Source organism: Polaromonas sp. CG_9.5 (assembly GCF_035984465.1).
In the GTDB taxonomy this organism is placed as follows: domain Bacteria; phylum Pseudomonadota; class Gammaproteobacteria; order Burkholderiales; family Burkholderiaceae_C; genus Polaromonas.
In genome coordinates this window covers 1-23,301 of the sequence record NZ_JAXCHR010000026.1, presented here as the reverse complement: position 1 = coordinate 23,301, position 23,301 = coordinate 1, and the positions used below count along the sequence as shown (strand labels likewise).

The window sequence follows — 23,301 nt, the reverse complement described above, 5'->3', positions numbered from 1 at the left end:
CAAAAACAGCTGAAATCATGGCCGGACATTAGCACTTTCCCCTAGGCTTTCGGACAGCCGTTTGACAGCAACAGGGCGCATCATCACTGAGTTATTACTACTATCAGGAGACACTCATGCGTCGTGACACCTTTTTGAAATCCATGGCGGCCCTGGCGGCGGCCGGTGCTTTTCCGCTGTCGGCTTTTGCTGCTGCGAATATAAAGATGATGGTGCCGGCCAATCCGGGCGGCGGCTGGGACACCACGGGCCGGGCGCTGGGCAAGGCACTGGTCGATTCAGGTGCCGCTTCCACCGTGAGCTACGACAACAAGGGCGGCGCAGCCGGCGCGCTGGGCCTGGCCCAGTTCGTCAACGGCAGCAAGGGCGATGGGAACGCCTTGATGGTGATGGGCGCGGTCATGCTGGGCGGTCAGATCACCGGCAAGCCACCGGTCAGCCTGAGCCAGGCGACGCCGATTGCGCGCCTCAGCAGCGAATACAACGTGTTTGTGGTGCCCGCTGATTCGCCCTTCAAGTCCATCAAGGAAGTGGTCGAGCAGCTCAAGAAAGACCCAGGCAGCGTGAAGTGGGGCGGCGGTTCGCGCGGCGCCACCGAGCACATTGCAGCGGCCATGATTGCCCGCGAAGTGGGTGCTGATCCGGCCAAGATCAACTACGTCGCCTTTCGGGGCGGCGGCGAAGCCACGGCGGCTATTTTGGGCGGCAACGTGACCATCGGCGGCAGCGGCTACAGCGAATTTGCCGAGTACATCGCCACCGGCAAAATGCGGGCGCTGGCGGTGACGTCCGAAACGCGCCTGCCCGGCGTGAACATTCCGACGCTCAAGGAACAAGGCATCAATGTCGTGATCGGCAACTGGCGCGGTGTGTATGGCGCGCCCGGCATCACGCCGGCCCAGCGCCAGACGTTGACCGACATGGTACTGAAGGCCGTCAAGTCCAAGAGCTGGCTGGAAGCGTCCCAGAAAAACAACTGGACGCCTGCCGTGCTGACCGGCCCGGCTTTCGACAAGTTTGTCGATGACGACTTTGCCGCCCTGCGCGCCACGATGGTCAAGTCCGGAATGATCTGAAGCCGCAGGCCGCCTTTTTCGGTGGTCTTTTCAGGAAGAACGGGAATGCAGCCTGGCTGCGCTCCCGTTCCTGTTTCCCGCCAGCGCCTGCACCTTGCCGTGCGGCTGTAACCGCCAACCCCCTATTTCCGCCGGCTCTTCGCGTCCCCCGAAGATGCCCCATCCGGTAACCAGTGATGACCCTTTCCAAAAACACATACCCGCTGCAGACGCTGGTCGGCGTCGGCGTGTTGCTGATCGGCCTGGGCCTGGCCTTCGGTGCGCTCACCATTCCGTCGGCTGCCGGCTACGGCGGCGTTGGCCCCAACTTTTTGCCCTGGCTGGTGGCGCTGTCGCTGCTGGTGTGCGCCGGCTTCATCATCTGGGAATCGCTCACCGGCGGTTTCCGGGCCATAGACGATGCCGGGGACGGCCCGGCGCCGTACTGGCTGGGCTTTGCCTGGATGTCGGCCGGCCTACTGGCCAATGCGGCGCTCATCACCACCATCGGCTTTATCTTCAGCTGCACGCTGTGCTTCGTGCTGGCAGTGCAGGGCTTGAAAGGCGCCGAGGGCGCCACCCACCGCGGGCCTGCGGTATGGGTCAAGGACGTGCTGATCGGCATGGCGATTTCGGCGCCGGTTTACTGGATGTTCACCCAATTCCTGGCTATCAACCTGCCCGGCATCACCTCGACTGGATGGCTCTAAATGGATATTTTCAATCAACTGCTGCAGGGCTTTGCCACAGCAGCCACCCCGATCAACCTGCTCTGGTGCTTTGTCGGCTGCGCCCTGGGAACCGCCATCGGCGTGCTGCCAGGCATTGGCCCCGCCGTGGCGGTCGCCATGCTGCTGCCCATCACCGTCAAGGTCGAGGCCACTGCGTCGATGATCTTTTTCGCCGGCATCTACTACGGCGCCATGTACGGCGGCTCGACCACCTCGATCCTGCTCAACACGCCGGGTGAAACCGCCAGCATGGTCACGGCGATGGAGGGCAACAAGATGGCCAAGAGCGGCCGCGCTGGCGCTGCGCTGGCGACTGCCGCCATCGGCTCGTTTGTTGCGGGCACGATTGCCACGGTGCTGGTGACGTTGTTTGCGCCCATCGTGGCCGATTTGGCCGTCAAGCTCGGGCCACCCGAATACTTCATGCTGATGCTGCTGGCCTTCACCACCGTGAGTGCGGTGTTGGGCAAAAGCACGGTGCGCGGCATGACGGCACTGTTCATCGGCCTGGCCGCCGGCCTGGTCGGACTCGACCAGATTTCGGCGCAGGCGCGCTACACCGGCGGCGTTCCTGAACTGCTCGACGGCATTGAGATCGTGCTGGTGGCCGTTGGCCTGTTTGCCGTGGCCGAGGCGATGTACGCCGTGCTGTACGAAGGCCGCATCGTTGACACGCAAAACAAGCTGAGCAAAGTCCACATGACCAAGCGCGACTGGCGTCGTTCCTGGCCAGCGTGGCTGCGCGCCACGGCCATTGGCGCGCCGTTTGGCTGCATTCCGGCTGGCGGCACCGAGATTCCGACTTTCCTGAGCTACGCGGTCGAGAAAAAGCTCGCCAAGGGTGAAGACAAGGCCGAGTTTGGAACGCAAGGCGCTATCGAGGGCGTGGCCGGCCCGGAAGCCGCCAACAACGCCACCGTCACGATGGCCATGATTCCGCTGCTGACGCTGGGCATTCCGACATCGAACACGACGGCGATTTTGCTGGGCGCTTTCCAGAACTACGGCATCCAGCCGGGGCCGCAGTTGTTCACCACTTCGTCGTCGCTGGTCTGGGCCTTGATTGCTTCGCTCTACATCGGCAACGTGATGCTGCTGGTGCTCAACCTGCCGATGGTCGGCCTGTGGGTCAAGCTGCTGAAGATACCGAAACCTTACCTCTACGCCGGCATCCTGATTTTTGCCACGGTTGGTGTGTACGGCATGCGCCAGAGCGCGTTTGATCTGTTCCTGCTGTATGGCATTGGCGTGCTGGGCGTGGTCATGCGGCGCTTTGATTTTCCGACCGCGCCAGTCGTCGTTGGCATGATCCTCGGGCCTTTGGCCGAAGCGCAATTGCGCAATGCCATGTCGATTGGCGAGGGCAGTGCGATGGTGTTTGTGCAGCGGCCGGTGTCGCTGATTTTGCTGGTGGTGGTGGTGGCCGTGCTGGTCTTGCCGCGTCTGGTCAAGCTCTGGTTCGGGCGCAAGTCTGCTGCCTGAGTGGGTTTTATTTTTGATACCGGTATCAAAAATAACGAAAATCTTGCGTATGAAAACGGGTTGAACCCAAAGTTCAACTTCCGCAAAAATTCATGCAATCAATAGTTCAAGGTTGCGCTGAAAAAAAGCAATTATCCTAATGCGTGTCGTAGCCGCCAGTCTGGAATTTACGGTTGACAAGAAATTTGGTAGCGTTAACAATTGGCTGTCAACTCAGTCTGTTTCGTGCTTGTTTCTCAACCCAAAAATCCCATGTCAACACCCTTAGTCACTGGCCTCCAGGTTATTCCCGTCGCGGGCCGCGACAGCATGCTGCTGAACCTCAGCGGCGCGCACGGGCCGTTTTTTACCCGCAACATTGTCATCATCACCGACAGCGCCGGCCACAGCGGCGTGGGCGAAGTGCCAGGCGGCGAAAAGATACGCCAGACCATTGAAGACGCGCGCAGCCTGGTCATGGGCCAGCCGATTGGCAATTACCTGCGCATCTTGCAGCAGGCGCAAGCACTGTTTGCCGACCGCGACGCTGGCGGGCGGGGCTTGCAGACTTTTGACCTGCGCGTCGCCATCCATGCCGTCACGGCGCTGGAATCCGCGCTGCTCGACCTGTTGGGCCAGCATCTGGAAGTTCCGGTGGCGGCCTTGCTGGGCGAGGGCCAGCAACGCGACAAGGTCGAAATGCTGGGTTACCTGTTTTTTATCGGCGACAAAAGCAAAACCGACCTGGCCTACGCCAGCGAGCCGCAAGGCAGCGACGCCTGGAGCCGGTTGCGCCATGAAGTCGCCATGACGCCCGAATCCGTGGTGCGCCTGGCCGAAGCGGCTTACGAGCGCTATGGTTTCAATGACTTCAAGCTCAAGGGCGGCGTGCTGCGCGGTGAAGACGAAATGGCGGCCGTCACCGCCATCCACGCGCGCTTCCCTGAAGCCCGCGTCACGCTCGATCCGAACGGTGGCTGGCTGCTCAAGGACGCGATCCGCCTGATGCGCGATGCGCGCAATGTGGTGGCTTATGCCGAAGACCCGTGCGGCGCCGAAGACGGCTTTTCGGGCCGTGAAGTCATGGCTGAATTTCGCCGCGCCACCGGCTTGCCCACCGCCACCAACATGGTCGCCACCGACTGGCGGCAACTGACGCATGCGCTGTCGCTGCAGTCGGTCGATATTCCGCTGGCCGACCCGCATTTCTGGACGATGGCCGGCTCGGTGCGCGTGGCGCAGACCTGCCGCGACTGGGGGCTGACCTGGGGTTCGCATTCCAACAACCATTTCGATGTGTCGCTGGCGATGTTTACGCACGTCGGTGCGGCCGCGCCCGGACGCGTCACGGCGATTGACACGCACTGGATCTGGCAAGACGGTCAGCGCCTGACCAAGGAACCCTTGCAAATCAAGGGCGGATTCGTCGAGGTGCCGAAAAAGCCGGGTTTGGGCGTTGAGCTGGACATGGTCGAAGTTGCCAAGGCGCATGAGCTCTACAAACAGCACGGCCTGGGTTCAAGGGACGACGCCATGGCCATGCAGTACCTGATTCCCGGTTGGAAGTTCGACCCCAAAGGGCCTTGCATGGTGCGTTAAGCCGCTTGCGCATAGCCGGCGGTCGCAAGCAGCTATCAAAAAAAGAGCGTTTTGCGGTTTACTGCTTGGCACCCAGCGCCAGCGCCGCCGCGCGTGAGGCGGCCAGCGTTGCTGCATCGGGCGCGCTCTGGGTGGGCCAGCCGCCCATGTGCCGGATGCTCAGCTCGCTCAGTGCCGCCAGCCACTGCGGGCTGTCATTCAGGCATTCGATGTACGTGAAGGTTTTGCCGCCGGCCTCCAGAAAGGCGTGGCGCGCTTCCATCGAGATTTCTTCCAGCGTTTCCAGGCAGTCGCCGGTAAAGCCGGGGCACACCACATCGACACTTTTGACACCCGACTGCGCCATCTGGATCAAGCTGGGTTCTGTGTAGGGCTCCAGCCATTTGGCTTTGCCAAAGCGCGACTGGAAGGTGACTTTGTAACGCGTTTTGGGCAGTCCGAGTTCTTCGGCCAGCAGCCGCGCCGTCTTGTGGCATTCGCAGTGGTAGGGGTCGCCCAGCATCAAGGTGCGTTCGGGCACGCCATGAAAGCTCATCACCAGTTGCTCGGACTGGCCGTTGGTTTGCCAATGGTTGCGGATTTTTCCGGCCAGCGCTTTGATGTAGCCGGCGTCGTCGTGGTAGTTGTTGATGAACCGGAACTCGGGAATCCGGCGCACTTTGGCGGCCCAGGTGTAGACCGCGTCAAACACGCTGGCGGTGGTGGTGCCGCTGTACTGCGGATAGGCCGGCAGGATCAAGACCCGCGTCACGCCATCTGCTTTCAGCTGGTCCAGCTGCGAGGCAATCGACGGGTTGCCGTAGCGCATGGCGTAACGCACTTCCACCGGATGGCCGCGCTGGCCCAGGTAGCCGCGCAGCATCAGCGCCTGCTTTTGCGTCCAGACCTTGAGCGGCGAGCCTTCGGGCAGCCAGACGCTGGCGTATTTGGCGGCTGATTTTTTGGGCCGGGTGCGCAAGATGATGCCGTGCAAAATCAGCCACCAAAGCGCCTTGGGGATTTCAACCACGCGCGTGTCGCTCAAAAATTCGCCCAGGTAGCGGCGCAGCGCCGGGGCGTCGGGCGCGTCGGGCGTGCCCAGGTTGCACAGCAAAATGGCGGTGGTCGCAAGCGCTTTGGGCGCTTGGCCGTGGGTGAAGGGGGGCTCGGTTGCAAAGGACATGCGGTATTCTCGCCTACGCCATGCTCGACATTACCCTTATCAAAGCCATTTCCTTGGACCTCGACGACACGCTGTGGCCCATCTGGCCCACCATCGAGCAGGCCGAAAAATCCCTCAATGCCTGGCTCAGCCAGCATGCGCCCGCAACGGCCAGCTTGTTGGCCCAGCCCGCAGCGCGCCATGAGATTCGCGAACACATCAACCAGGCCAACCCCGCGCTCAAGCACAATCTCAGCGCACTTCGCCGCGAGGCGATCCGGCTGGCGCTGGTTCGCTGCGGCGACGATCCGCAGCTGGCCGAGCCGGCGTTTGAGGTGTTTTTTGCCGCGCGGAACCGCGTCACCTTGTTTGACGATGCATTGCAGGCGCTGGCGTTTTTGTCCAGCCGCTTTCCGCTGGTGGCGCTGTCCAACGGCAACGCCGACATTCACCGCATCGGCATCGCGCCCTATTTCAAGGCCAGCATCAGCGCCCAGCAGTTTGGCGTCGGCAAGCCTGACCCGCGTATTTTTCAAGCCGCAGCGTCAGCGGTTCATGTGCGGCCCGAAGAGGTGCTGCATGTGGGCGACGACGCCGCGCTCGATGTGCTGGCGGCGCTGGGCTGCGGCATGCAGACCGTGTGGGTCAACCGCGAAGATCACTTGTGGGTGCATCCCGAATTGCCGCACGAAACGGTGACCACGCTGGCCGAGCTGTGCGCGCTGTTTGCGCCTGAAAGCCTGCCATGACGCTGAAAATTTATGGCACTGCCGCGTCGCGTGCGGCGCGTCCGCTCTGGGTGGCGCAGGAACTGGGCTTGGTTTATGAACACATTCCCCTGTCTTATCTGGGCGGCGCAACCAAAACGCCGGAGTTTCTGGCCCTCAATCCGAATGGCCGCATTCCGGTCGTTGACGACGACGGCGTGCGGGTCTGGGAATCCATGGCCTGCGCGCTCTACCTGGCCGAGCGCTTCAAGCCCGTTGGCCGGCCTTCGCTGGCAGCCGAAAACCCTGCCGAGCAGGCCGAGATTCTGCGCTGGAGTTTTTGGGTCGTGACCGAATGCGAAAAAGAGGCGCTGAGCTTTCTGATGCACGGCCAGCTGATGCCCGCAGAGCGCCGCAAACCGCAGCTGGCCGATGAGGCCCAGCGTCGTCTGCTGGCGCCGCTGCGGGTGCTGGAGCAGCATCTGCAGACCCGGCCTTATCTGGCGGGCGAACGTTTTACCGTTGCGGATGTTTGCGTGGCGTCTGTGCTGGCGTGGGTTGAAACCGCGCAGGGCTTGATGGCAGCCTGCCCGCGCGTCGCCGAGTGGTTGCAGCGCTGCCTGGCGCGGCCAGCGTTCCAGCGGGTCAAATTAATGGCTAAAAGGGGCTGATGCGCTTGTTGCGCGTGCGCAAGCAGCTATTTATTCAGGAGCTACTACTAGGAGTTGGTTGCCTGCTTAAAGAACATCAAGCCTTAGGCACGTGGGAGATTCTCTCTGCAGTTCAGTGAGTACCTTGTGCGCAGCTTTGCGTGCACGCAAAAAAACGCAGAAGCGGTCTTGCCCTCACGCTAACCTCACCTTCCCCAAAAAAATTGACAGCCTTACTGCAGTTGCCGCGCCGCTGCCAGCCCAGAGCGCACTGCGCCTTCCAGCGTGGCCGGATACGGCCCGGCAATGTAGTCGCCGCAAGCCAGCAGGCCGGGCGCTATCCGGGAATCAGGGCGCTGCAGGTTGGGCGTGCAGGCAAAGGTGGCGCGTTTTTCCACCACCGTCTGTACTGGCTGGAGCCCCGTCAGGCCGAGTTGCCGCGCTGCCTGCTGCTGCACCTGCTGCGTCAGCGTTGCGCTGTTGCCGGTGCTGGCGCTGATGACAAAGGCCAGCAAACCGTCCGGGCCGCCCAGTTGGTGCCGGTCAAACACAAATTGCGCCGGTTCGGCTGCGCTTGAACGCAAGGCCAGCATGGGCTGGCGCAAGCGGGCGTGCGGTGCATGCAGATACACGGTGCTAAGGGCCTCGTGCTGCAGGCTGCGCGCTTGGGCGAGCCAGTCGTGCGCTGCTGCGCCGCTGCTTTGCACCAGCCGCGCGGCTTCATGCGGCGGACAGGCCAGCACGACGCGATCAAATGTGTTGCACGTGTCGGCGCGCAGCTCCCAGCCAGAGGCGACCGGTGCAATAGCCTGCACCCGAACGCCCAGACCAACGCTGCCGCCTTGCGCCGCCAGCCATGCCAGCGCCGCATCGGGCAGCAGCGCGCTCAAGTCCAGGCGCGGCAGCAGCAGGTTCGAGCCGCCGCTCTGGGCAAACAGCGCATCGCGCATCACGCGTAAAAAAACCTGTCCGCAGGCCCGTTCGGCGGGCGTGTTCAGCGCCGACACGCACAAAGGCTCGATCAGCGACGCCATCGCATTGGGCGCAAGACCCCGGCACAAGTCGCTGACCGACTGACCGGGCGGGCAGCTGAAGCCACCAAGCCGCCAGCCCAGCGCCACCCGCAGCAGCGAAATCTTGTCGGCCCACGTCCAGCCATGCGCCGTCAGGATGCCGGCAAAAGCGTCCAGCGGCGACGGCCAGTTGGGCAGTTTCAGGCCACTGCCGTCAGGAAACTGCATCGTCAGCGGCAGGCGCAGGAAGGCGGCGGATTCGTCAACGCCCAAGTCTTGCATCAACCGCAGCGTTTCAGCGTAGGCACCAATCAGGATATGCTGGCCGTTGTCCAGCACCAGCGGCTGACCCGCCACGCTCGACATCACGCGCCGGGCGCGGCCGCCGGCGGTGCGCGACGCCTCAAAAATCGTGACGTGGTGGCCCAAGCGCGTGGCCTCGACAGCGGCGGCGCAACCCGCCCAGCCCGCGCCGATGATGGCGACTTTCATGCTTTGCCAGTAACCGACATTTGTCCACCTGGCCGTCGCCCATCCAACCAGGGCCGTGGAACCAGCTTTGCCGACTCTGGTGCAGCGCAGTATGCGAAGCGACAAGCGTGGGGGCGACAGCCAACCCAGCCAGGGCCGCGGAACCGGCTTTGCCGGGCCGCAGGCGCAGCGGCCCCCTCGGGGGGCAGCGCATTACACGCAGTGAAAAGCGTGGGGGTCATTGCACTGGGTCATACCACTTTGCCGAAAGCCTGCGTTTTCCACGCCAGCCAGAATTTGCGCAGCGGCGTCAGGCTGACGCGCTGGTGCAGCACCTGGTAGTTGTCGGCGGCAATCTCGCGCAGCAGCGTGCGGTAGATGCTGGCCATCATCAGGCCAGGTTTTTGCGTGCGGCGGTCGGCGGCGGGCAACAGCGCCAGCGCTTCGTCGTACAGGCGCAGCGCGCGTTCGGTCTGGAACTTCATCAGCGCGGTGAAACGGTCCGAATATTCGCGTTTCAAAATCTCGTGCGCCTTCACATCGAACTGCTGCAACTCGTTGACCGGCAAATAAATGCGTCCACGCATCGCGTCTTCGCCAACGTCGCGGATGATGTTGGTGAGCTGAAACGCCAGGCCCAGCTTGTGCGCGTAAGCGGTCGTGGCGTCGTCGGTCTGGCCAAAAATGCGCGCCGCCACTTCGCCGACGATGCCCGCCACCAAGTGGCAATAGCGCTGCAGCGCCGGAAAATCCAGGTAGCGGTTTTGCGTCAAGTCCATCTGGCAGCCCTCAATCACCGCCTGCAAATGCCGCGCTTCAATGCCGTAGGTGGCCGTCAGCGGCATCAAGGCTCTCATCACCGGATGGCTCGGGTTGCCAGCAAACGATTGGGTGACTTCGCTTTGCCACCAACCCAGCTTGGTATGCGCGACGCCGGGGTCGGTGACTTCATCGACCACATCGTCAATTTCGCGGCAGAAGGCGTAAAAAGCGGTGATGGCGGTGCGCTTTTCTTTCGGCAAAAAAAGGAAAGCGTAATAAAAACTGCTGCCGGAAGCGGCAGCTTTTTCCTGGACATAGTTCTCGGGCGTCATGCGGGCGATTGTCGCAGGCTGAAATGGCCGATTTGTGCCTGCAGCGCAACACAAAAATGAAAAGAGGAAAGACGCCGGAAATCAGGGTAGGACAAGCAGCGGCAAGCATGGAAAGGAGTGCGGAAGTTCCATCCCAGCACAGGCCGCGAGCTACACAAACTGATTTCCCGAGTGGTGATGCAGCTGGACGAGCATCAATACACCGGCGTCCCCATAACCAGCCGGGGCCGCGGAACCGGCTTCGCCGGGCCGCAGGCGCAGCGGCCCCCTCGGGGGGCAGCGAACCACACGCAGTGGGGAGCGTGGGGGCAACACTCACATCCAGAGTGCGCGCCAGCCCATCACCGCCACATCCCAGCCGCCCAGCTTGGGCCGTTGCTGCAGGGTGTTGAAGCCCTGCGCCTCGATCTTGTCCAGAATCCGCAGGCCGCCCTGCACGACCAGCCGCAACTCCCAGCCACCCCGCCCCGGCAGTTTTTTGACCAGTTTTGCGCCTTTTTGCATGCTGGCGCTGGCTGCACGGGCGCAGTCAGCTATCAAATTAAGAGTGCCCGGAGTGGCGTGCAAGCCCAGCAGCTGCGCTTCATCCACACCATGTTTGCCCCAGGCATCAGCTGGCAGATAAATACGGCCGCGCGGAATGTCCACGCTCAGGTCTTGCCAGAAGTTGATCAGTTGCAGCGCGCTGCAGATGCAGTCGCTTTGCTCTAGCGCCTCTGCATCGTTCACGCCATACAGGTGCAGCAGCAAGCGGCCAACCGGATTGGCCGAACGGCGGCAGTAGTCCAGCAATTCGGCTTGGCTGGCATAACGCTGCTTGACCACATCTTGCTCAAACGCGCTGAGCAAATCAGTCAGCAGATGCACTGGCAGGGCATATTGCGTGATGACCGGCCCCAGCTGCGCAAAGACGGCAGACCAGCGTGGCGAAGGCGGCAAGCCGGCGACCGTCGCCAGCAGGTCGGTGCGGTAGGCGGCCAGATCGTCGAGCCGGGTTTGCGGCGCGGCATCGCCTTCATCGGCAATGTCGTCAGCGGTGCGGGCAAACCAGTAAATCGCTGCAATCGCCGGGCGCAGGCGGGGCGGGCACAGGAACGACGCCACCGGAAAATTCTCGTAATGGCTGACGCCCTGAATGGCCGGCGCGGGCGGGGATAAAGCGGTCTTCATGGCGCGGATTGTCGCTTGACAAGATTTTGCATTCCTCATAAATTACTAACCGTTTAGTCAGTAGCAGACTTTTTTGCAGCTGCGCTACCTTCGTGTTGCAATGCCTTGCCCGGATGCATCCGAATTCATTTTTCAATCCGTTCATCATGAAAAAAACCCTTGTGTCTCTGGCGAGTGTCGCCCTGTTGCTGGCTGCGTGTTCCCGGCCCGCGCCGCCCGAGGAGCCGATTCGCGCCGTGAAAGTGATCACCGTGGGTGCCAGCGCTGCGGTGACGAACCGTGAATATGCCGGTGAAGTCCGGGCGCAGGTCGAGTCGCGCCTGGGGTTTCGGGTCGGCGGCAAGCTCATCAAGCGCCAGGCCGAACTGGGTCAGCATGTCAATGCCGGGCAGGTGCTGGCCCAGCTTGATCCGCAGGATTACCGGCTGGCGGCCGATGCGGCCCGCGCCCAGGTGGCTGTTGCGGCCACCAACCGCAACCTGGCGGCGGCGGATTTCAAGCGTTATCAGGCGCTGAAAGACCAGAATTTCATCAGCGGCGCTGAACTGGAGCGCCGTGACGCCACGCTCAAGGCCGCACAGGCGCAGTTACAGCAAGCGCAGTCGCAATCGGCGGTGCAGGGCAACCAGACCGACTATGCGGTGCTGAAGGCCGATGTATCAGGCGTTGTGACGGCGGTTGAGGCCGAGCCCGGTCAGGTCGTGGCGGCGGGTGCGCCGGTGGTGCGCATTGCGGCCGACGGCGTGCGCGACGTGGTGTTTTCGGTGCCCGAAGACAAGGTGGCGGGCTTGAAAGTGGGCGCGCCGGTTCGCATCCGGGTGTGGGCGCAAGACGCCGAACTGCAGGGCAGGGTGCGCGAAGTGGCCGCCAGCAGCGACCCGGTCACGCGCACTTATCCGGTCAAGGTGTCGATTGATAGCAAAGCAGCGCCGCCGCTGGGCGCGACGGTTTATGTGATTCCTGACGCCAGCGCTGTTGTGGGCGCGCCCGTCATCAAGCTGCCCACCAGCGCCTTGCGCCAGGACGGCCAGACGACGACGGTGTGGGTGCTCGACAAGGCCAGCATGACGGTCAGGTCGCAGCCGATCCGGATTGCCACGGCCGACGGCAATGACGTGGTGGTGGCCTCTGGCTTGACGCCGGGCATGCTGGTGGTCAGCGCCGGCGTGCATGTGCTGTCACCGGGCCAGAAAGTCAGTATTTATGCATCAAACAGGGCTGTAGCGCAGTATGGACGGGCGCAGTCAGCTCCTGATTCGATAGCAAAAACGATAGCGATACCGGCTTTGGCCGCGCCTGCTGCTTCTGCCGTTCAAGCCAAGTGAGCGCGACATGACGCAATCGACTGACGAAAAAAACACCGGCCCGGGCGACGCGCCTTCGGAGCGCTTCAATTTGTCGCGCTGGGCGCTGGAACATCCGGCGCTGACGCGTTATTTGCTGGTGGTGCTGATCGTGCTGGGCTTTGCGGCTTATTTCCAGCTCGGCCAGGACGAAGACCCGCCGTTCACCTTTCGGGCCATGGTGGTGCGCACTTACTGGCCGGGCGCCACGGCGCAGCAGGTGGCCGAGCAGGTTACCGACAAGCTGGAGCGCACGCTGCAGGAAGTGCCGTATGCCGACCGCATCCGCAGCTATTCCAAGCCGGGCGAGTCGCAGATCATTTTCCAGATCAAGGATTCGTCCAAGGCCAGCGAGGTGCCCAACGTCTGGTATTCGGTGCGCAAGAAAGTGGGAGACATGCGCGCCACGCTGCCAGCTGGCGTGCAGGGGCCATTTTTCAATGACGATTTTGGCGATGTCTATGGCGTGATCTACGCGCTGGAGTCCGACGGCTTCAACTACGCTGAACTCAAGACCTTTGCCGACGACGTGCGCCAGCAACTGCTGCGCGTGCCCGATGTCAGCAAGGTGGAATTGTTTGGCGTGCAGGACGAAAAGGTGTTTATTGAGGTTTCGCAAAAACGCCTGGCCACGCTGGGGCTAGACCTGAACCAAGTGCTGGCGCAACTCGGCCAGCAAAACGCGATTGAGCCCGCCGGCACGGTGCAAACGCCGCTGGATGTGGTGCAGGTGCGGGTGGCAGGGCAGTTTGAAGCGCTGGAGCAGTTGCGCGCCATGCCGATTCGCGGCAAGTCGGGCAACCAGATTCGGCTGGGCGACATCGCCGAGATCAAGCGCGGCTATGTCAATCCACCCGTGGTCAAGGTGCATCACCAGGGCAAGGAAGTGATTGCGCTGGGCGTGTCGATGACCAAAGGCGGCGACATCATCCGGCTGGGCAAGTCGCTGGAGAAACTCTCGGCTAGTTTTGAGCGCAGTCTGCCCGCTGGCGTCAAGCTGGTCAATGTGCAAGACCAGCCCAAGGCCGTGGCCGGCTCTGTCAACGAGTTTGTCGGCGTGCTGATCGAGGCGGTGCTGATCGTGCTGGCGGTGAGTTTTATCAGCCTGGGCCTGCACAAGCGGCCCCATTCAGGCCCCGGTCAGCTGCCGCTGTGGAAGCGCTACTACATCGACATTCGGCCCGGTCTGGTCGTGGGCATCACCATTCCGCTGGTGCTGAGCCTGACGTTTCTGGCGATGTGGTACCTGAATATTGGCCTGCACAAGATTTCGCTGGGCTCGCTGATCATCGCGCTGGGGCTGCTGGTGGATGACGCCATCATTGCCGTCGAGATGATGGTGCGCAAGATGGAAGAAGGCTACGACAAGGTGCGCGCCGCCACCTTTGCCTACGAAATCACCGCCATGCCGATGCTGACCGGCACCTTGATTACCGCTGCCGGGTTTTTGCCAATCGGGCTGGCCAAGTCGGTGACGGGCGAATACACCTATGCAATTTTTGCCGTGACGGTGATTGCGCTGGTGCTGAGCTGGATCGTGTCGGTGTACTTCGTGCCTTACCTGGGCACGCTGCTGCTTAAAGCCCCGCCGCATGTGCAGCAAGGGCCAGCGGGCCACGACAGCCCGCATGAAATGTTCAACAGCCCGTTCTACAACACCTTTCGCCGCACCGTGAACTGGTGCGTGGAACACCGCTGGCTGACGATTGGCGCGACGGTGCTGATTTTTGCGCTCGGTATTGTCGGCATGGGTCGGGTGCAGCAGCAGTTCTTTCCGGACTCCAGCCGGCCTGAAATCATGGTTGATATCTGGTTTCCGGAAGGCACCTCGTTTGCGGCCAACGAAATGACGGCCAAACGCGTCGAGCAGCGCCTGATGCAGGAAGAGGGCGTGGCCACCGTCAGTACCTGGCTGGGGTCGGGCGTGCCGCGTTTTTATTTGCCGATGGACCAGGTTTTTCCGCAGACCAACGTGTCGCAAATGATTGTGCTGGCCAAAGACCTGAAGGTGCGCGAATCGCTGCGCATCAAGCTGCCGGCGCTGCTGGCGACCGAGTTTCCTGAAGTGCGTGGCCGCGTCAAGCTGCTGCCCAACGGACCGCCGGTGCCGTACCCCGTGCAGTTTCGCGTCATCGGCAATGACCCGCTGGTGCTGCGCCAGCGCGCCGATGAGGTCAAGGCGCTGATGCGGGCCAACGCCAGCATGCGCGGCGTGAACGACAACTGGAATGAGTCGGTCAAGGTGATGCGCCTGGAGGTTGACCAATCGAAGGCGCGCGCTTTGGGCGTGACCAGCCAGTCCATCGCGCAGGCGTCGCGCACCTTGCTCAGCGGCACGCCCGTGGGCCAGTTTCGCGAAGGCGACAAGCTGATTGACATCGTGCTGCGCCAGCCGCTGGATGAACGCAATGCCATCACCGATATCGGCAATGCCTATTTGCCGACGGCGTCGGGCCAGTCGATTCCGCTGACGCAGATTGCCAAGCCGGTGTTTGCCTGGGAGCCGGGTGTGATGTGGCGCGAAAACCGCGACTACGCCATTACCGTTCAGGGCGACATTGCCGAAGGCCTGCAAGGCGCGACCGTCACGAATCAGCTGCAACCCGAATTAAAAGCACTGGAGGCCAAATGGCACAGCAGCGGCATGACGGGTTACCGGATTCAGGTCGCTGGTGCCGTCGAGGAAAGCAGCAAGGGCTCGGCGTCGATTGCGGCCGGGATTCCCATCATGCTGTTCCTGACCTTCACTTTGCTGATGCTCCAGTTGCACAGCTTCAGCCGCGCCATGCTGGTGTTTTTGACCGGGCCGCTTGGCATTGCGGGCGTGGCGGGGGCGTTGATCTTGCTGGGCCGGCCGTTCGGTTTTGTCGCCTTGCTGGGCGTGATTGCATTGATGGGCATGATCCAGCGCAATTCCGTCATTTTGATTGACCAGATCGAGCTGGACCGCGCCCGGGGTGTGCCAGCCTGGGACGCGATTGTCGAGTCCGCCGTGCGCCGGCTGCGGCCGATTGTGCTGACGGCGGCGGCGGCCGTGCTGGCGATGATTCCGCTGTCGCGCAGTGTGTTCTGGGGCCCGATGGCCGTCGCCATCATGGGCGGCCTGATCGTGGCCACGGTGCTGACCTTGCTGGCTTTGCCGGCCATGTACGCGGCCTGGTTCCGGGTGCACCGGGAAGACAGCGCAGCGCCGGTTGTTGCGTGAATCTGCCCTGTCGCAAACGGGAGCGGAAAAAGCGCTCCCGGATACAGGCTAAAATAGAAAGTTGACCGATTTCAGGCGGGAATTTGGAGGTTAATCCGGATTCCCGTTGTTTTTTTCAGGAGCGCGGGTGGCGAAATTGGTAGACGCACCAGGTTTAGGTCCTGACGGTAGCAATACTGTGCGGGTTCGAGTCCCGCCCCGCGCACCATTCCTGAGTCTTGACGTGGCAGTTGTGTCCCAAGCCTTCAGGCATTGCATGCATGACCGAATGCATCTCAGGTGAAAGCCCTGTTTCAAACAATTTTGATTTTTAGGAAACCATCATGGCCGTGACTGTTGAAAATCTTGAAAAGCTCGAGCGCAAAATGACGCTCACGCTGCCCCTCAGTGCCATCCAGTCGGAAGTCGCGACGCGCCTGAAGAAAATGGCCCGCACCGTGAAAATGGACGGTTTCCGTCCCGGCAAAGTGCCCATGAGCGTGGTCAGCCAGCGTTACGCTTATTCGGTGCATTACGAAGTCATGAATGACAAGGTCGGCGAGGCTTTTGCCATTGCTGCCAATGAAGCCAATCTGCGCGTTGCCGGCCAGCCCCGCATCAGCGAAAAAGAAGACGCGCCTGAAGGCGAGCTGGCTTTTGATGCGATTTTCGAGGTCTATCCTGAAGTCAAGATTGCCGATCTGGCCAACGCCGAAGTCGAAAAAGTCAGCGCTGAAGTCAGCGACGCGGCCATCGACAAGACGCTGGACATCCTGCGCAAGCAGCGCCGCACTTTCGCTCAGCGCGCAGCCGATGCGCCAGCGCAAGACGGCGACCGTGTCACCATCGATTTCGAAGGCAAGATGGACGGCGAAACTTTTGCCGGTGGCAAGGCTGAAGACTTCCAGTTCATCGTCGGCGACGGCCAGATGCTGAAAGAATTTGAAGATGCCGTGCGCGGCATGAAAAGCGGCGAAAGCAAGACCTTTCCGCTGAACTTCCCTGCGGATTACCACGGCAAGGACGTTGCCGGCAAGCAGGCTGATTTCCTGGTGACGGTCAAGAAAATTGAAGCCGCACACCTGCCTGAAGTCAACGAAGCCCTGGCCAAGTCGCTCGGCATCGCTGACGCAACGGTCGAAGGCCTGCGCTCCGACATCAAGAAAAACCTGGAGCGCGAAGTTAAATTCCGCTTGTTGGCGCGCAACAAAAATGCCGTGATGGATGCGTTAGTCGCCAACGCCGAACTCGACTTGCCCAATTCAAGCGTCCAGGCCGAGCTGGAGCGTCTGGTGGAAGGCGCACGCGCCGACCTGAAGCAGCGCGGCATCAAGGACGCCGACAAGGCACCGATTCCTGACGACATTTTCCGCCCGCAAGCTGAAAAGCGTGTTCGTCTGGGCCTGGTGGTGGCTGAACTGGTGCGCACCAATGAACTGCAAGCCAAGCCCGAGCAGCTCAAGGCCCATATCGAAGAGCTGGCCGCCAGCTACGAAAAGCCCCAAGAGGTGGTTCGCTGGTATTTGAGCGACAGCAGTCGCCTGGCTGAAGTGGAGGCGGTTGTGATTGAAAACAACGTCACTGACTTTGTCCTGAGCAAAGCCAAGGTCACCGAGAAAGCCATCTCCTTCGACGAGCTCATGGGTCAGAACTGACCGGTTAGTTTCTCCTGAACTTGGGGCTTGTGCTTTGCAGTGCAGGCCCCAATTTATTTTGGGTACAGTACAAACATCTTTGGAGAAAACTTGATGGTTCGAAACAGTATTTATGGCGGTTACAGCAACCCGCAAGCGGCTAGCCAGGAAATTCAGGGCTTGGGCATGGTGCCTATGGTCATTGAGCAGTCCGGTCGCGGCGAACGCTCGTATGACATCTATTCACGCTTGCTGAAAGAGCGTGTCATTTTTCTGGTGGGTCCGGTCAACGACCAGACCGCCAATCTGGTTGTGGCGCAGTTGCTGTTTCTGGAGAGCGAGAATCCTGACAAGGATATTTCCTTCTATATCAACTCGCCCGGCGGCTCGGTCACGGCAGGCATGGCGATTTACGACACCATGCAGTTCATCAAGCCCGATGTCTCTACGCTTTGCGTAGGCATGGCTGCCAGCATGGGCGCATTTTTGCTGTCAGCTGGCACCAAGGGCAAACGTTTTTCATTGCCCAATTCGCGCGTCATGATTCATCAGCCATCGGGCGGCGCGCAGGGCCAGGCATCGGATATTGAAATTCACGCCCGTGATATTTTGAAAACGCGCGATCAACTCAACCGTATTCTGGCCAACAACACGGGGCAGACGGTCGAAAAAATTGAACGCGACACAGAACGCGACTACTTCATGTTTGCCGACGAAGCCCAGGCTTACGGCGTCGTGGATCAGGTCATTGCAAAGCGTCCCTGATTGGCCGGGCAGAGCGGAAATTGCTCTGCAGTAGCGGCGTTTTCTGCAACGGAAACGCCGTTTTTTTATTAGTTATCATGAGTGAATCGCATCGTTTCACCTAGTCACGTTAAAGGCATCCCCCACAATGGCCGAGAAAAAAGGCTCCTCCAGCGAAAAGACTTTGTACTGCTCTTTCTGCGGTAAGAGCCAGCATGAAGTTAAAAAACTGATTGCTGGTCCTTCTGTCTTTGTTTGTGATGAATGTATCGACCTGTGCAATGAAATCATTCGCGATGAACTGCCTGCAACGACCGAGGCAGGCGAGGCGCAAAGCGAGTTGCCCACGCCAGCAGAGATCAAGGCAACCCTTGACGGTTATGTGATTGGTCAGGAGCCTGCCAAGCGCACTCTGGCTGTGGCTGTGTACAACCACTACAAGCGTTTGCGCCACAAGGAAACTGCCAAAAAAGACGATGTCGAGCTGACCAAAAGCAATATTTTGCTGATTGGCCCCACCGGCTCCGGCAAGACGCTTCTCGCTCAAACATTGGCCCGTACCCTCAACGTGCCCTTTGTCATGGCGGATGCCACGACACTGACGGAAGCGGGTTATGTGGGTGAAGACGTTGAAAACATCATCCAAAAGTTGTTGCAAAGCTGCAATTACGAAGTTGACCGTGCGCAAAAAGGCATTGTCTACATCGACGAGATTGACAAAATCTCCCGTAAATCAGACAACCCTTCCATTACCCGCGATGTGTCGGGCGAGGGCGTGCAACAGGCATTGCTCAAGCTGATGGAGGGCACGATGGCTTCTGTCCCGCCGCAGGGCGGCCGCAAGCATCCCAATCAAGATTTTCTTCAGGTGGACACCACCAATATCTTGTTTATTTGCGGCGGTGCTTTTTCGGGGCTTGAAAAGGTCATTGAAAACCGCACCGAATCATCCGGAATCGGGTTTGGCGCTGCTGTCAAAAGTAAAAAGTTGCGCAGCTTAACGGAGGCATTCAAGGATGTTGAGCCAGAAGACCTGATCAAGTTTGGTCTGATTCCCGAACTGGTAGGGCGCATGCCGGTGATTGCCACTCTGGCTGAACTCAGCGAAGATGCCCTGGTCCAGATACTGACGGAGCCTAGAAATGCCGTCGTCAAGCAGTTCAGTAAGCTGCTCGCCATGGAAGGCGTGGATCTGGAAATCAGGCCTTCCGCACTCAAGGCCATTGCGCGCAAAGCCTTGGCGCGAAAAACCGGCGCACGTGGACTTCGTTCGATTCTGGAGCAGTCTTTGATCGACACCATGTTTGATCTGCCGACGACCAATAATGTCGAAAAGGTGGTCGTGGATGAATCCACGATTGAAGACAACAAGCCCCCTTTGCTGGTCTACCGCGAAGCCGCCAAGAAAGCCTGAGTCCCGGATTACGCATGACGGACGCTTGAAATAGCCCCGCATGCGCCTCATGTCCGGTTGCTATTATTTCGCGCCGTCCTGAAGCGGACTGTTGCGTCGTGCCTTATTTTTAAGGTTAAAGGTTTTATATGTCCGGACAAACTTTACTTTCCTCTGTTGCCATCGATTTGCCACTTTTGCCTTTGCGGGATGTAGTGGTGTTTCCTCATATGGTCATTCCGCTGTTCGTGGGTCGTCCCAAGAGTATCAAGGCGCTGGAGTCGGCCATGGAAGCCGAGCGGCGCATCATGCTGGTGGCTCAGAAAACCGCAGCCAAAGATGAGCCGTCCGTCGAGGACATGTTTGAGGTCGGTTGTGTTGCGACCATTTTGCAACTCCTGAAATTGCCTGACGGCACCGTCAAGGTTCTGGTTGAAGGCCAGCAACGGGCCAAGGTCAATAAAATTGAGGAAGGCGAACAGCACTTCAGTGCCAATGTCACGCCCGTAGAACTGGCTGCGGTTGTCGTCGGCGACAAGGGAAGCGAAATCGAAGCCCTACGCCGTGCCGTGATGCAGCAGTTTGACCATTACGTCAAACTGAACAAAAAAATTCCACCGGAAATTCTTACTTCGATTTCCAGTATCGACGATGCCGGGCGTCTGGCTGACACCATAGCCGCGCACTTGCCGCTCAAGCTGGATGCCAAACAAGTGATTCTGGATCTCGACGATGTCAAAAGCCGGCTTGAAAACTTGTACGAACAGCTTGAGCGCGAGGTGGATATCCTCAATGTTGACAAGAAAATCCGTGGCCGTGTCAAGCGCCAGATGGAAAAGAATCAGCGCGACTTCTATCTGAACGAGCAGGTGAAAGCTATCCAGAAAGAGTTAGGCGAGGGTGAAGAAGGCGCAGACATCGAAGAGATCGAAAAAAAGATCAAGGCCGCAAAGATGCCGCTGGAAGCCCGCAAGAAGGCTGAAAGCGAGCTCAAGAAACTCAAACTCATGTCGCCCATGTCGGCTGAGGCAACTGTGGTGCGTAGCTATATCGATGTGCTGCTGGGTTTGCCCTGGAGCAAAAAAACCAAGATCAAGCATGATCTGGTCAATGCCGAAGCCGTTCTCAACGAAGACCACTATGGTCTGGAAAAGGTCAAAGACCGCATCGTCGAATACCTTGCAGTGCAACAGCGCGTTGACAAGCTCAAGGCGCCGATTCTTTGCTTGGTCGGCCCTCCAGGCGTTGGCAAAACCTCCCTTGGTCAATCGATTGCCAAAGCAACGGGTAGAAAATATGTCCGCATGGCTTTGGGCGGAATGCGTGACGAAGCGGAAATCCGCGGTCATCGCCGTACCTATATTGGCGCTTTGCCAGGCAAGGTGCTGCAGAATCTGAGCAAGGCCGGTACGCGAAATCCTTTGTTCCTGCTCGACGAGATTGACAAACTGGGCACCGACTTCAGGGGCGACCCCTCAAGCGCTCTGCTTGAAGTTTTAGACCCTGAACAGAACCATACTTTCGGCGACCACTATGTCGAGGTTGATTTTGACTTGAGCGACGTAATGTTTGTTGCAACGTCCAACTCGATGAATATTCCTCCGGCGTTGTTGGACAGAATGGAGGTTATCCGTCTTTCAGGCTACACCGAAGACGAAAAAACCAGTATCGCCATGCGTTATCTATTGCCCAAGCAGGTAAAAAACAACGGCGTGAAAGACGAAGAGCTGGAAGTTCAGGAGCAGGCCGTGCGTGACATCGTGCGCTACTACACGCGTGAGGCGGGAGTTCGTTCGCTTGAACGCGAACTGTCCAAGATTTGCCGCAAGGTCGTCAAGGGCATTCAGCTTAAGAAGATGACGCCGAAAGTAGTAGTCACACCCGACAACCTCAACGAATTTCTGGGGGTTCGTAAATTTGATTACGGACGCGCAGAGCAGAAGAACCAGGTCGGTCAGGTAGTTGGATTGGCATGGACTGAAGTGGGGGGTGATTTGCTGACAATTGAAGCAGCCGTAATGCCTGGAAAAGGTGTGATTACCCGCACCGGATCACTCGGCGATGTCATGAAGGAATCTGTCGAAACGGCCCGTACCGTGGTTCGAAGCCGATCCCGCATGTTGGGCATCAAGGACGAAATGTTTGAAAAGCATGATATTCACATTCACGTTCCCGATGGCGCAACACCCAAAGACGGCCCCAGCGCGGGTGCAGCCATGACTACGGCATTTGTGTCTGCCCTGACGGGAATTCCTGTGCGCGGCGATGTGGCGATGACTGGCGAAATAACTCTTCGCGGTGAGGTAACCGCTATCGGTGGGCTTAAGGAAAAACTGCTCGCTGCCTTACGCGGTGGTATCAAGACGGTGCTGATCCCGCAAGAAAACGCCAAGGATTTGCAGGAAATTCCAGACAATGTGAAAGCTGGTCTTGAGATCATTCCCGTTAAGTGGATTGATCAGGTGTTGCAAGTCGCCTTGGAACGGCAACCTATTCCTTTGACCGATGAAGAGGTGGCGCTGATCGCTGCCGCCGTTGTAGTCGTTCCTGTTCAAGTGACTGAAGCCGTTAAACATTAATCAAACTTTTTGGCAAACTTGAAAAGTCTCAAAAGCACGCTATAATTTACAGCTAGACTCGCGGGAGTAGCTCAGTTGGTAGAGCGCAACCTTGCCAAGGTTGAGGTCGAGAGTTCGAGCCTCTTTTCCCGCTCCAATTCAAAGGGCAGCACTTCAAAATGCTGCCCTTTTTGGTTGGAAGATTTGAATAAAAACAAGGCGCGGTAACAAAGCGGTTATGTACCGGATTGCAAATCCGGCTAGCCCGGTTCGACTCCGGGCCGCGCCTCCACAAGTTATTGTCATCAGCCCCGTGAAAGGGGCTTTTTTATTTGACAATACGGTGTGTCAGTGTAATTTCACTCAGCGAGAGTGGCGTAATCGGTAGCCGCACGGGACTTAAAATCCCGGGACAGTGATGTCGTACGGGTTCAAGTCCCGTCTCTCGCACCATCTTGAGCACCAAGCTCAAGCGAAAGAACTTGAAGCTTCGGCAAGTCGGGCAGTTGCACGCGCGCTAGCCAAGCAAGCGCACGCAAACGCCGGATTACATTTTGGCAAATGCATTGCTCATTTCCTCAAATCAGCACCAAACTGCGCCACAAGTTCAGCCATCTTGGCTGTATCCAAGCTGCCTGACGCGCGCAAACCACCGATGACGCTCTGCTGATTTTTCTGCGGCTGGTTTTGGCTGACTTTCCACTTGCCTGTCAGGCGCTTGATGTGGAACTCAATCCCGACAATGCTGTTGAGAAGATTTTGTGTGAAATCCGGAGGTGCGTCCGTTACTTGCCACGGGTGCTCCTGAGACGACTCATGCCGGTTCGTCAGGCCAGTCAGAATGCGAAGAATTGCCTCTGGATTCTGGGTGGCCGTCAGGGTTGCATGGGCATGTACTACGGCGTAATTCCAGGTCGGCACCACCTTGCCCGACTCGGCTTTGGTGGCGTACAAGTTGGGCGAAATATAGCTACTTGCACCTTGAAAGATAAGAAGATGTTCATGCTCCGAAGCAGCTTGCCAAAGCGGATTGTTTTTTGCGACATGCCCAATCAGCGTTCCGGGCAAATCTCCGTTTTTTTGATAAAGCAGGGGAATGTGGTCAGCCACCAGACCGCCATTGCTCTGCGTAACGATAGTCGCCAGGGGATGCTGCGCAATGAGATCAAGCAGCACGTCTGAGCGCTGTTCTTCAAAGTGAGTGGGGCAATACATGGGGGTGGCCTGCTGGTTGAAATTGTGTGGGGCACGCAGCAGTCGTAAGCGGCTCGTCATGGCACCTTGACCAGGCTTGCCGAAATATGCTGCGGGTTAGAGAAGAGTCAGTCCGCAGGCTGCCAGCGATGGGGCAGC

Annotated in this window: 17 protein-coding genes and 4 tRNA genes; 16 read left to right on the top strand and 5 right to left on the bottom strand. The window is 59.4% G+C overall.

All coding sequences use genetic code 11. The features are described from left to right. Nucleotides 1-116: 116 nt before the first annotated feature. The 4 genes from RCH06_RS15700 (at nucleotide 117) to gudD (ending at nucleotide 4,846) form a co-directional block, all read left to right on the top strand. Nucleotides 117-1,076, top strand: coding sequence for a tripartite tricarboxylate transporter substrate binding protein (locus RCH06_RS15700; RefSeq protein WP_327082401.1), 960 nt, complete (start codon nucleotides 117-119; stop codon nucleotides 1,074-1,076). Nucleotides 1,077-1,252: 176 nt separating this feature from the next. Continuing rightward, nucleotides 1,253-1,765 carry a tripartite tricarboxylate transporter TctB family protein gene (locus tag RCH06_RS15695; protein ID WP_327082400.1) on the top strand — a complete coding sequence of 171 codons (513 nt, stop codon included), beginning with the start codon at nucleotides 1,253-1,255 and terminating at the stop codon, nucleotides 1,763-1,765. Next, a complete protein-coding gene (locus RCH06_RS15690; RefSeq protein WP_327082399.1) occupies nucleotides 1,766-3,268 on the top strand; it encodes a tripartite tricarboxylate transporter permease in 1,503 nt (500 codons plus the stop codon). It abuts the gene before it with no gap. A 252-nt stretch (nucleotides 3,269-3,520) separates the two neighbouring features. After that, the gene (gene gudD / locus RCH06_RS15685) at nucleotides 3,521-4,846 is read left to right on the top strand and encodes a glucarate dehydratase (RefSeq protein ID WP_327082398.1); all 1,326 of its coding nucleotides are present in this window, start codon (nucleotides 3,521-3,523) and stop codon (nucleotides 4,844-4,846) included. A gap of 58 nt (nucleotides 4,847-4,904) precedes the next feature. Here the strand turns inward: gudD and hemH are convergent, their stop codons facing one another. After that, nucleotides 4,905-6,008, bottom strand: a complete 1,104-nt coding sequence (gene hemH / locus RCH06_RS15680; RefSeq protein WP_327082397.1) for a ferrochelatase — start codon at nucleotides 6,006-6,008, stop codon at nucleotides 4,905-4,907. A 20-nt stretch (nucleotides 6,009-6,028) separates the two neighbouring features. On the opposite strand from hemH, the gene RCH06_RS15675 reads away from it, so the two are divergent. Beyond that, entirely contained in the window at nucleotides 6,029-6,736 is a 708-nt protein-coding gene (locus RCH06_RS15675; RefSeq protein WP_327082396.1) for an HAD family hydrolase, read from the top strand. Beyond that, nucleotides 6,733-7,365: a glutathione S-transferase family protein gene (locus RCH06_RS15670; protein ID WP_327082395.1), complete on the top strand. Its 633-nt coding sequence runs from the start codon at nucleotides 6,733-6,735 to the stop codon at nucleotides 7,363-7,365. The genes RCH06_RS15675 and RCH06_RS15670 overlap by 4 nt, the downstream gene beginning before the upstream one ends. Before the next feature lie 212 nt (nucleotides 7,366-7,577). On the opposite strand, the gene hpnE is transcribed toward RCH06_RS15670, so the two are convergent. The 3 genes from hpnE to hpnC all read right to left on the bottom strand — a co-directional run bounded on the left by hpnE (nucleotide 7,578) and on the right by hpnC (nucleotide 11,092). Then, nucleotides 7,578-8,849, bottom strand: coding sequence for a hydroxysqualene dehydroxylase HpnE (hpnE, locus tag RCH06_RS15665; protein WP_327082394.1), 1,272 nt, complete (start codon nucleotides 8,847-8,849; stop codon nucleotides 7,578-7,580). Between the two features lie 230 nt (nucleotides 8,850-9,079). After that, nucleotides 9,080-9,922 (bottom strand): presqualene diphosphate synthase HpnD, encoded by an 843-nt coding sequence (gene hpnD / locus RCH06_RS15660; protein ID WP_327082393.1) that lies wholly within the window; start codon nucleotides 9,920-9,922, stop codon nucleotides 9,080-9,082. Nucleotides 9,923-10,237: 315 nt separating this feature from the next. Beyond that, complete coding sequence (gene hpnC, locus RCH06_RS15655) at nucleotides 10,238-11,092, bottom strand: squalene synthase HpnC (protein WP_327082392.1); 855 nt, start codon at nucleotides 11,090-11,092, stop codon at nucleotides 10,238-10,240. Between the two features lie 146 nt (nucleotides 11,093-11,238). Here hpnC and RCH06_RS15650 point away from each other — a divergent pair, with 146 nt between their 5' ends. From RCH06_RS15650 to RCH06_RS15605, 10 genes are all read left to right on the top strand, one after another. Continuing rightward, on the top strand, nucleotides 11,239-12,417 hold the full coding sequence (locus RCH06_RS15650; protein WP_327082391.1) for an efflux RND transporter periplasmic adaptor subunit: 1,179 nt from the start codon (nucleotides 11,239-11,241) through the stop codon (nucleotides 12,415-12,417). Between the two features lie 7 nt (nucleotides 12,418-12,424). Beyond that, nucleotides 12,425-15,640 carry an efflux RND transporter permease subunit gene (locus RCH06_RS15645; protein WP_327082390.1) on the top strand — a complete coding sequence of 1,072 codons (3,216 nt, stop codon included), beginning with the start codon at nucleotides 12,425-12,427 and terminating at the stop codon, nucleotides 15,638-15,640. A 121-nt stretch (nucleotides 15,641-15,761) separates the two neighbouring features. Next, nucleotides 15,762-15,848, top strand: a tRNA-Leu gene (locus tag RCH06_RS15640). Between the two features lie 115 nt (nucleotides 15,849-15,963). Then, entirely contained in the window at nucleotides 15,964-17,274 is a 1,311-nt protein-coding gene (gene tig / locus RCH06_RS15635) for a trigger factor (protein WP_327082389.1), read from the top strand. 93 nt (nucleotides 17,275-17,367) lie between these two features. After that, nucleotides 17,368-18,018 (top strand): ATP-dependent Clp endopeptidase proteolytic subunit ClpP, encoded by a 651-nt coding sequence (clpP, locus tag RCH06_RS15630; protein WP_327082388.1) that lies wholly within the window; start codon nucleotides 17,368-17,370, stop codon nucleotides 18,016-18,018. Nucleotides 18,019-18,145: 127 nt separating this feature from the next. After that, on the top strand, nucleotides 18,146-19,411 hold the full coding sequence (gene clpX / locus RCH06_RS15625) for an ATP-dependent Clp protease ATP-binding subunit ClpX (RefSeq protein ID WP_327082387.1): 1,266 nt from the start codon (nucleotides 18,146-18,148) through the stop codon (nucleotides 19,409-19,411). 128 nt (nucleotides 19,412-19,539) lie between these two features. After that, nucleotides 19,540-21,969: an endopeptidase La gene (lon, locus tag RCH06_RS15620; protein WP_327082386.1), complete on the top strand. Its 2,430-nt coding sequence runs from the start codon at nucleotides 19,540-19,542 to the stop codon at nucleotides 21,967-21,969. A 60-nt stretch (nucleotides 21,970-22,029) separates the two neighbouring features. After that, nucleotides 22,030-22,105, top strand: a tRNA-Gly gene (locus RCH06_RS15615). A 61-nt stretch (nucleotides 22,106-22,166) separates the two neighbouring features. After that, nucleotides 22,167-22,240: transfer RNA gene (locus RCH06_RS15610), tRNA-Cys, on the top strand. A 74-nt stretch (nucleotides 22,241-22,314) separates the two neighbouring features. Continuing rightward, nucleotides 22,315-22,401 (top strand) — tRNA-Leu (locus RCH06_RS15605). 117 nt (nucleotides 22,402-22,518) lie between these two features. Here RCH06_RS15605 and RCH06_RS15600 read toward each other — a convergent pair. Beyond that, complete coding sequence (locus RCH06_RS15600; protein ID WP_327082385.1) at nucleotides 22,519-23,223, bottom strand: FMN-binding negative transcriptional regulator; 705 nt, start codon at nucleotides 23,221-23,223, stop codon at nucleotides 22,519-22,521. Between the last annotated feature and the right edge of the window lie 78 nt (nucleotides 23,224-23,301).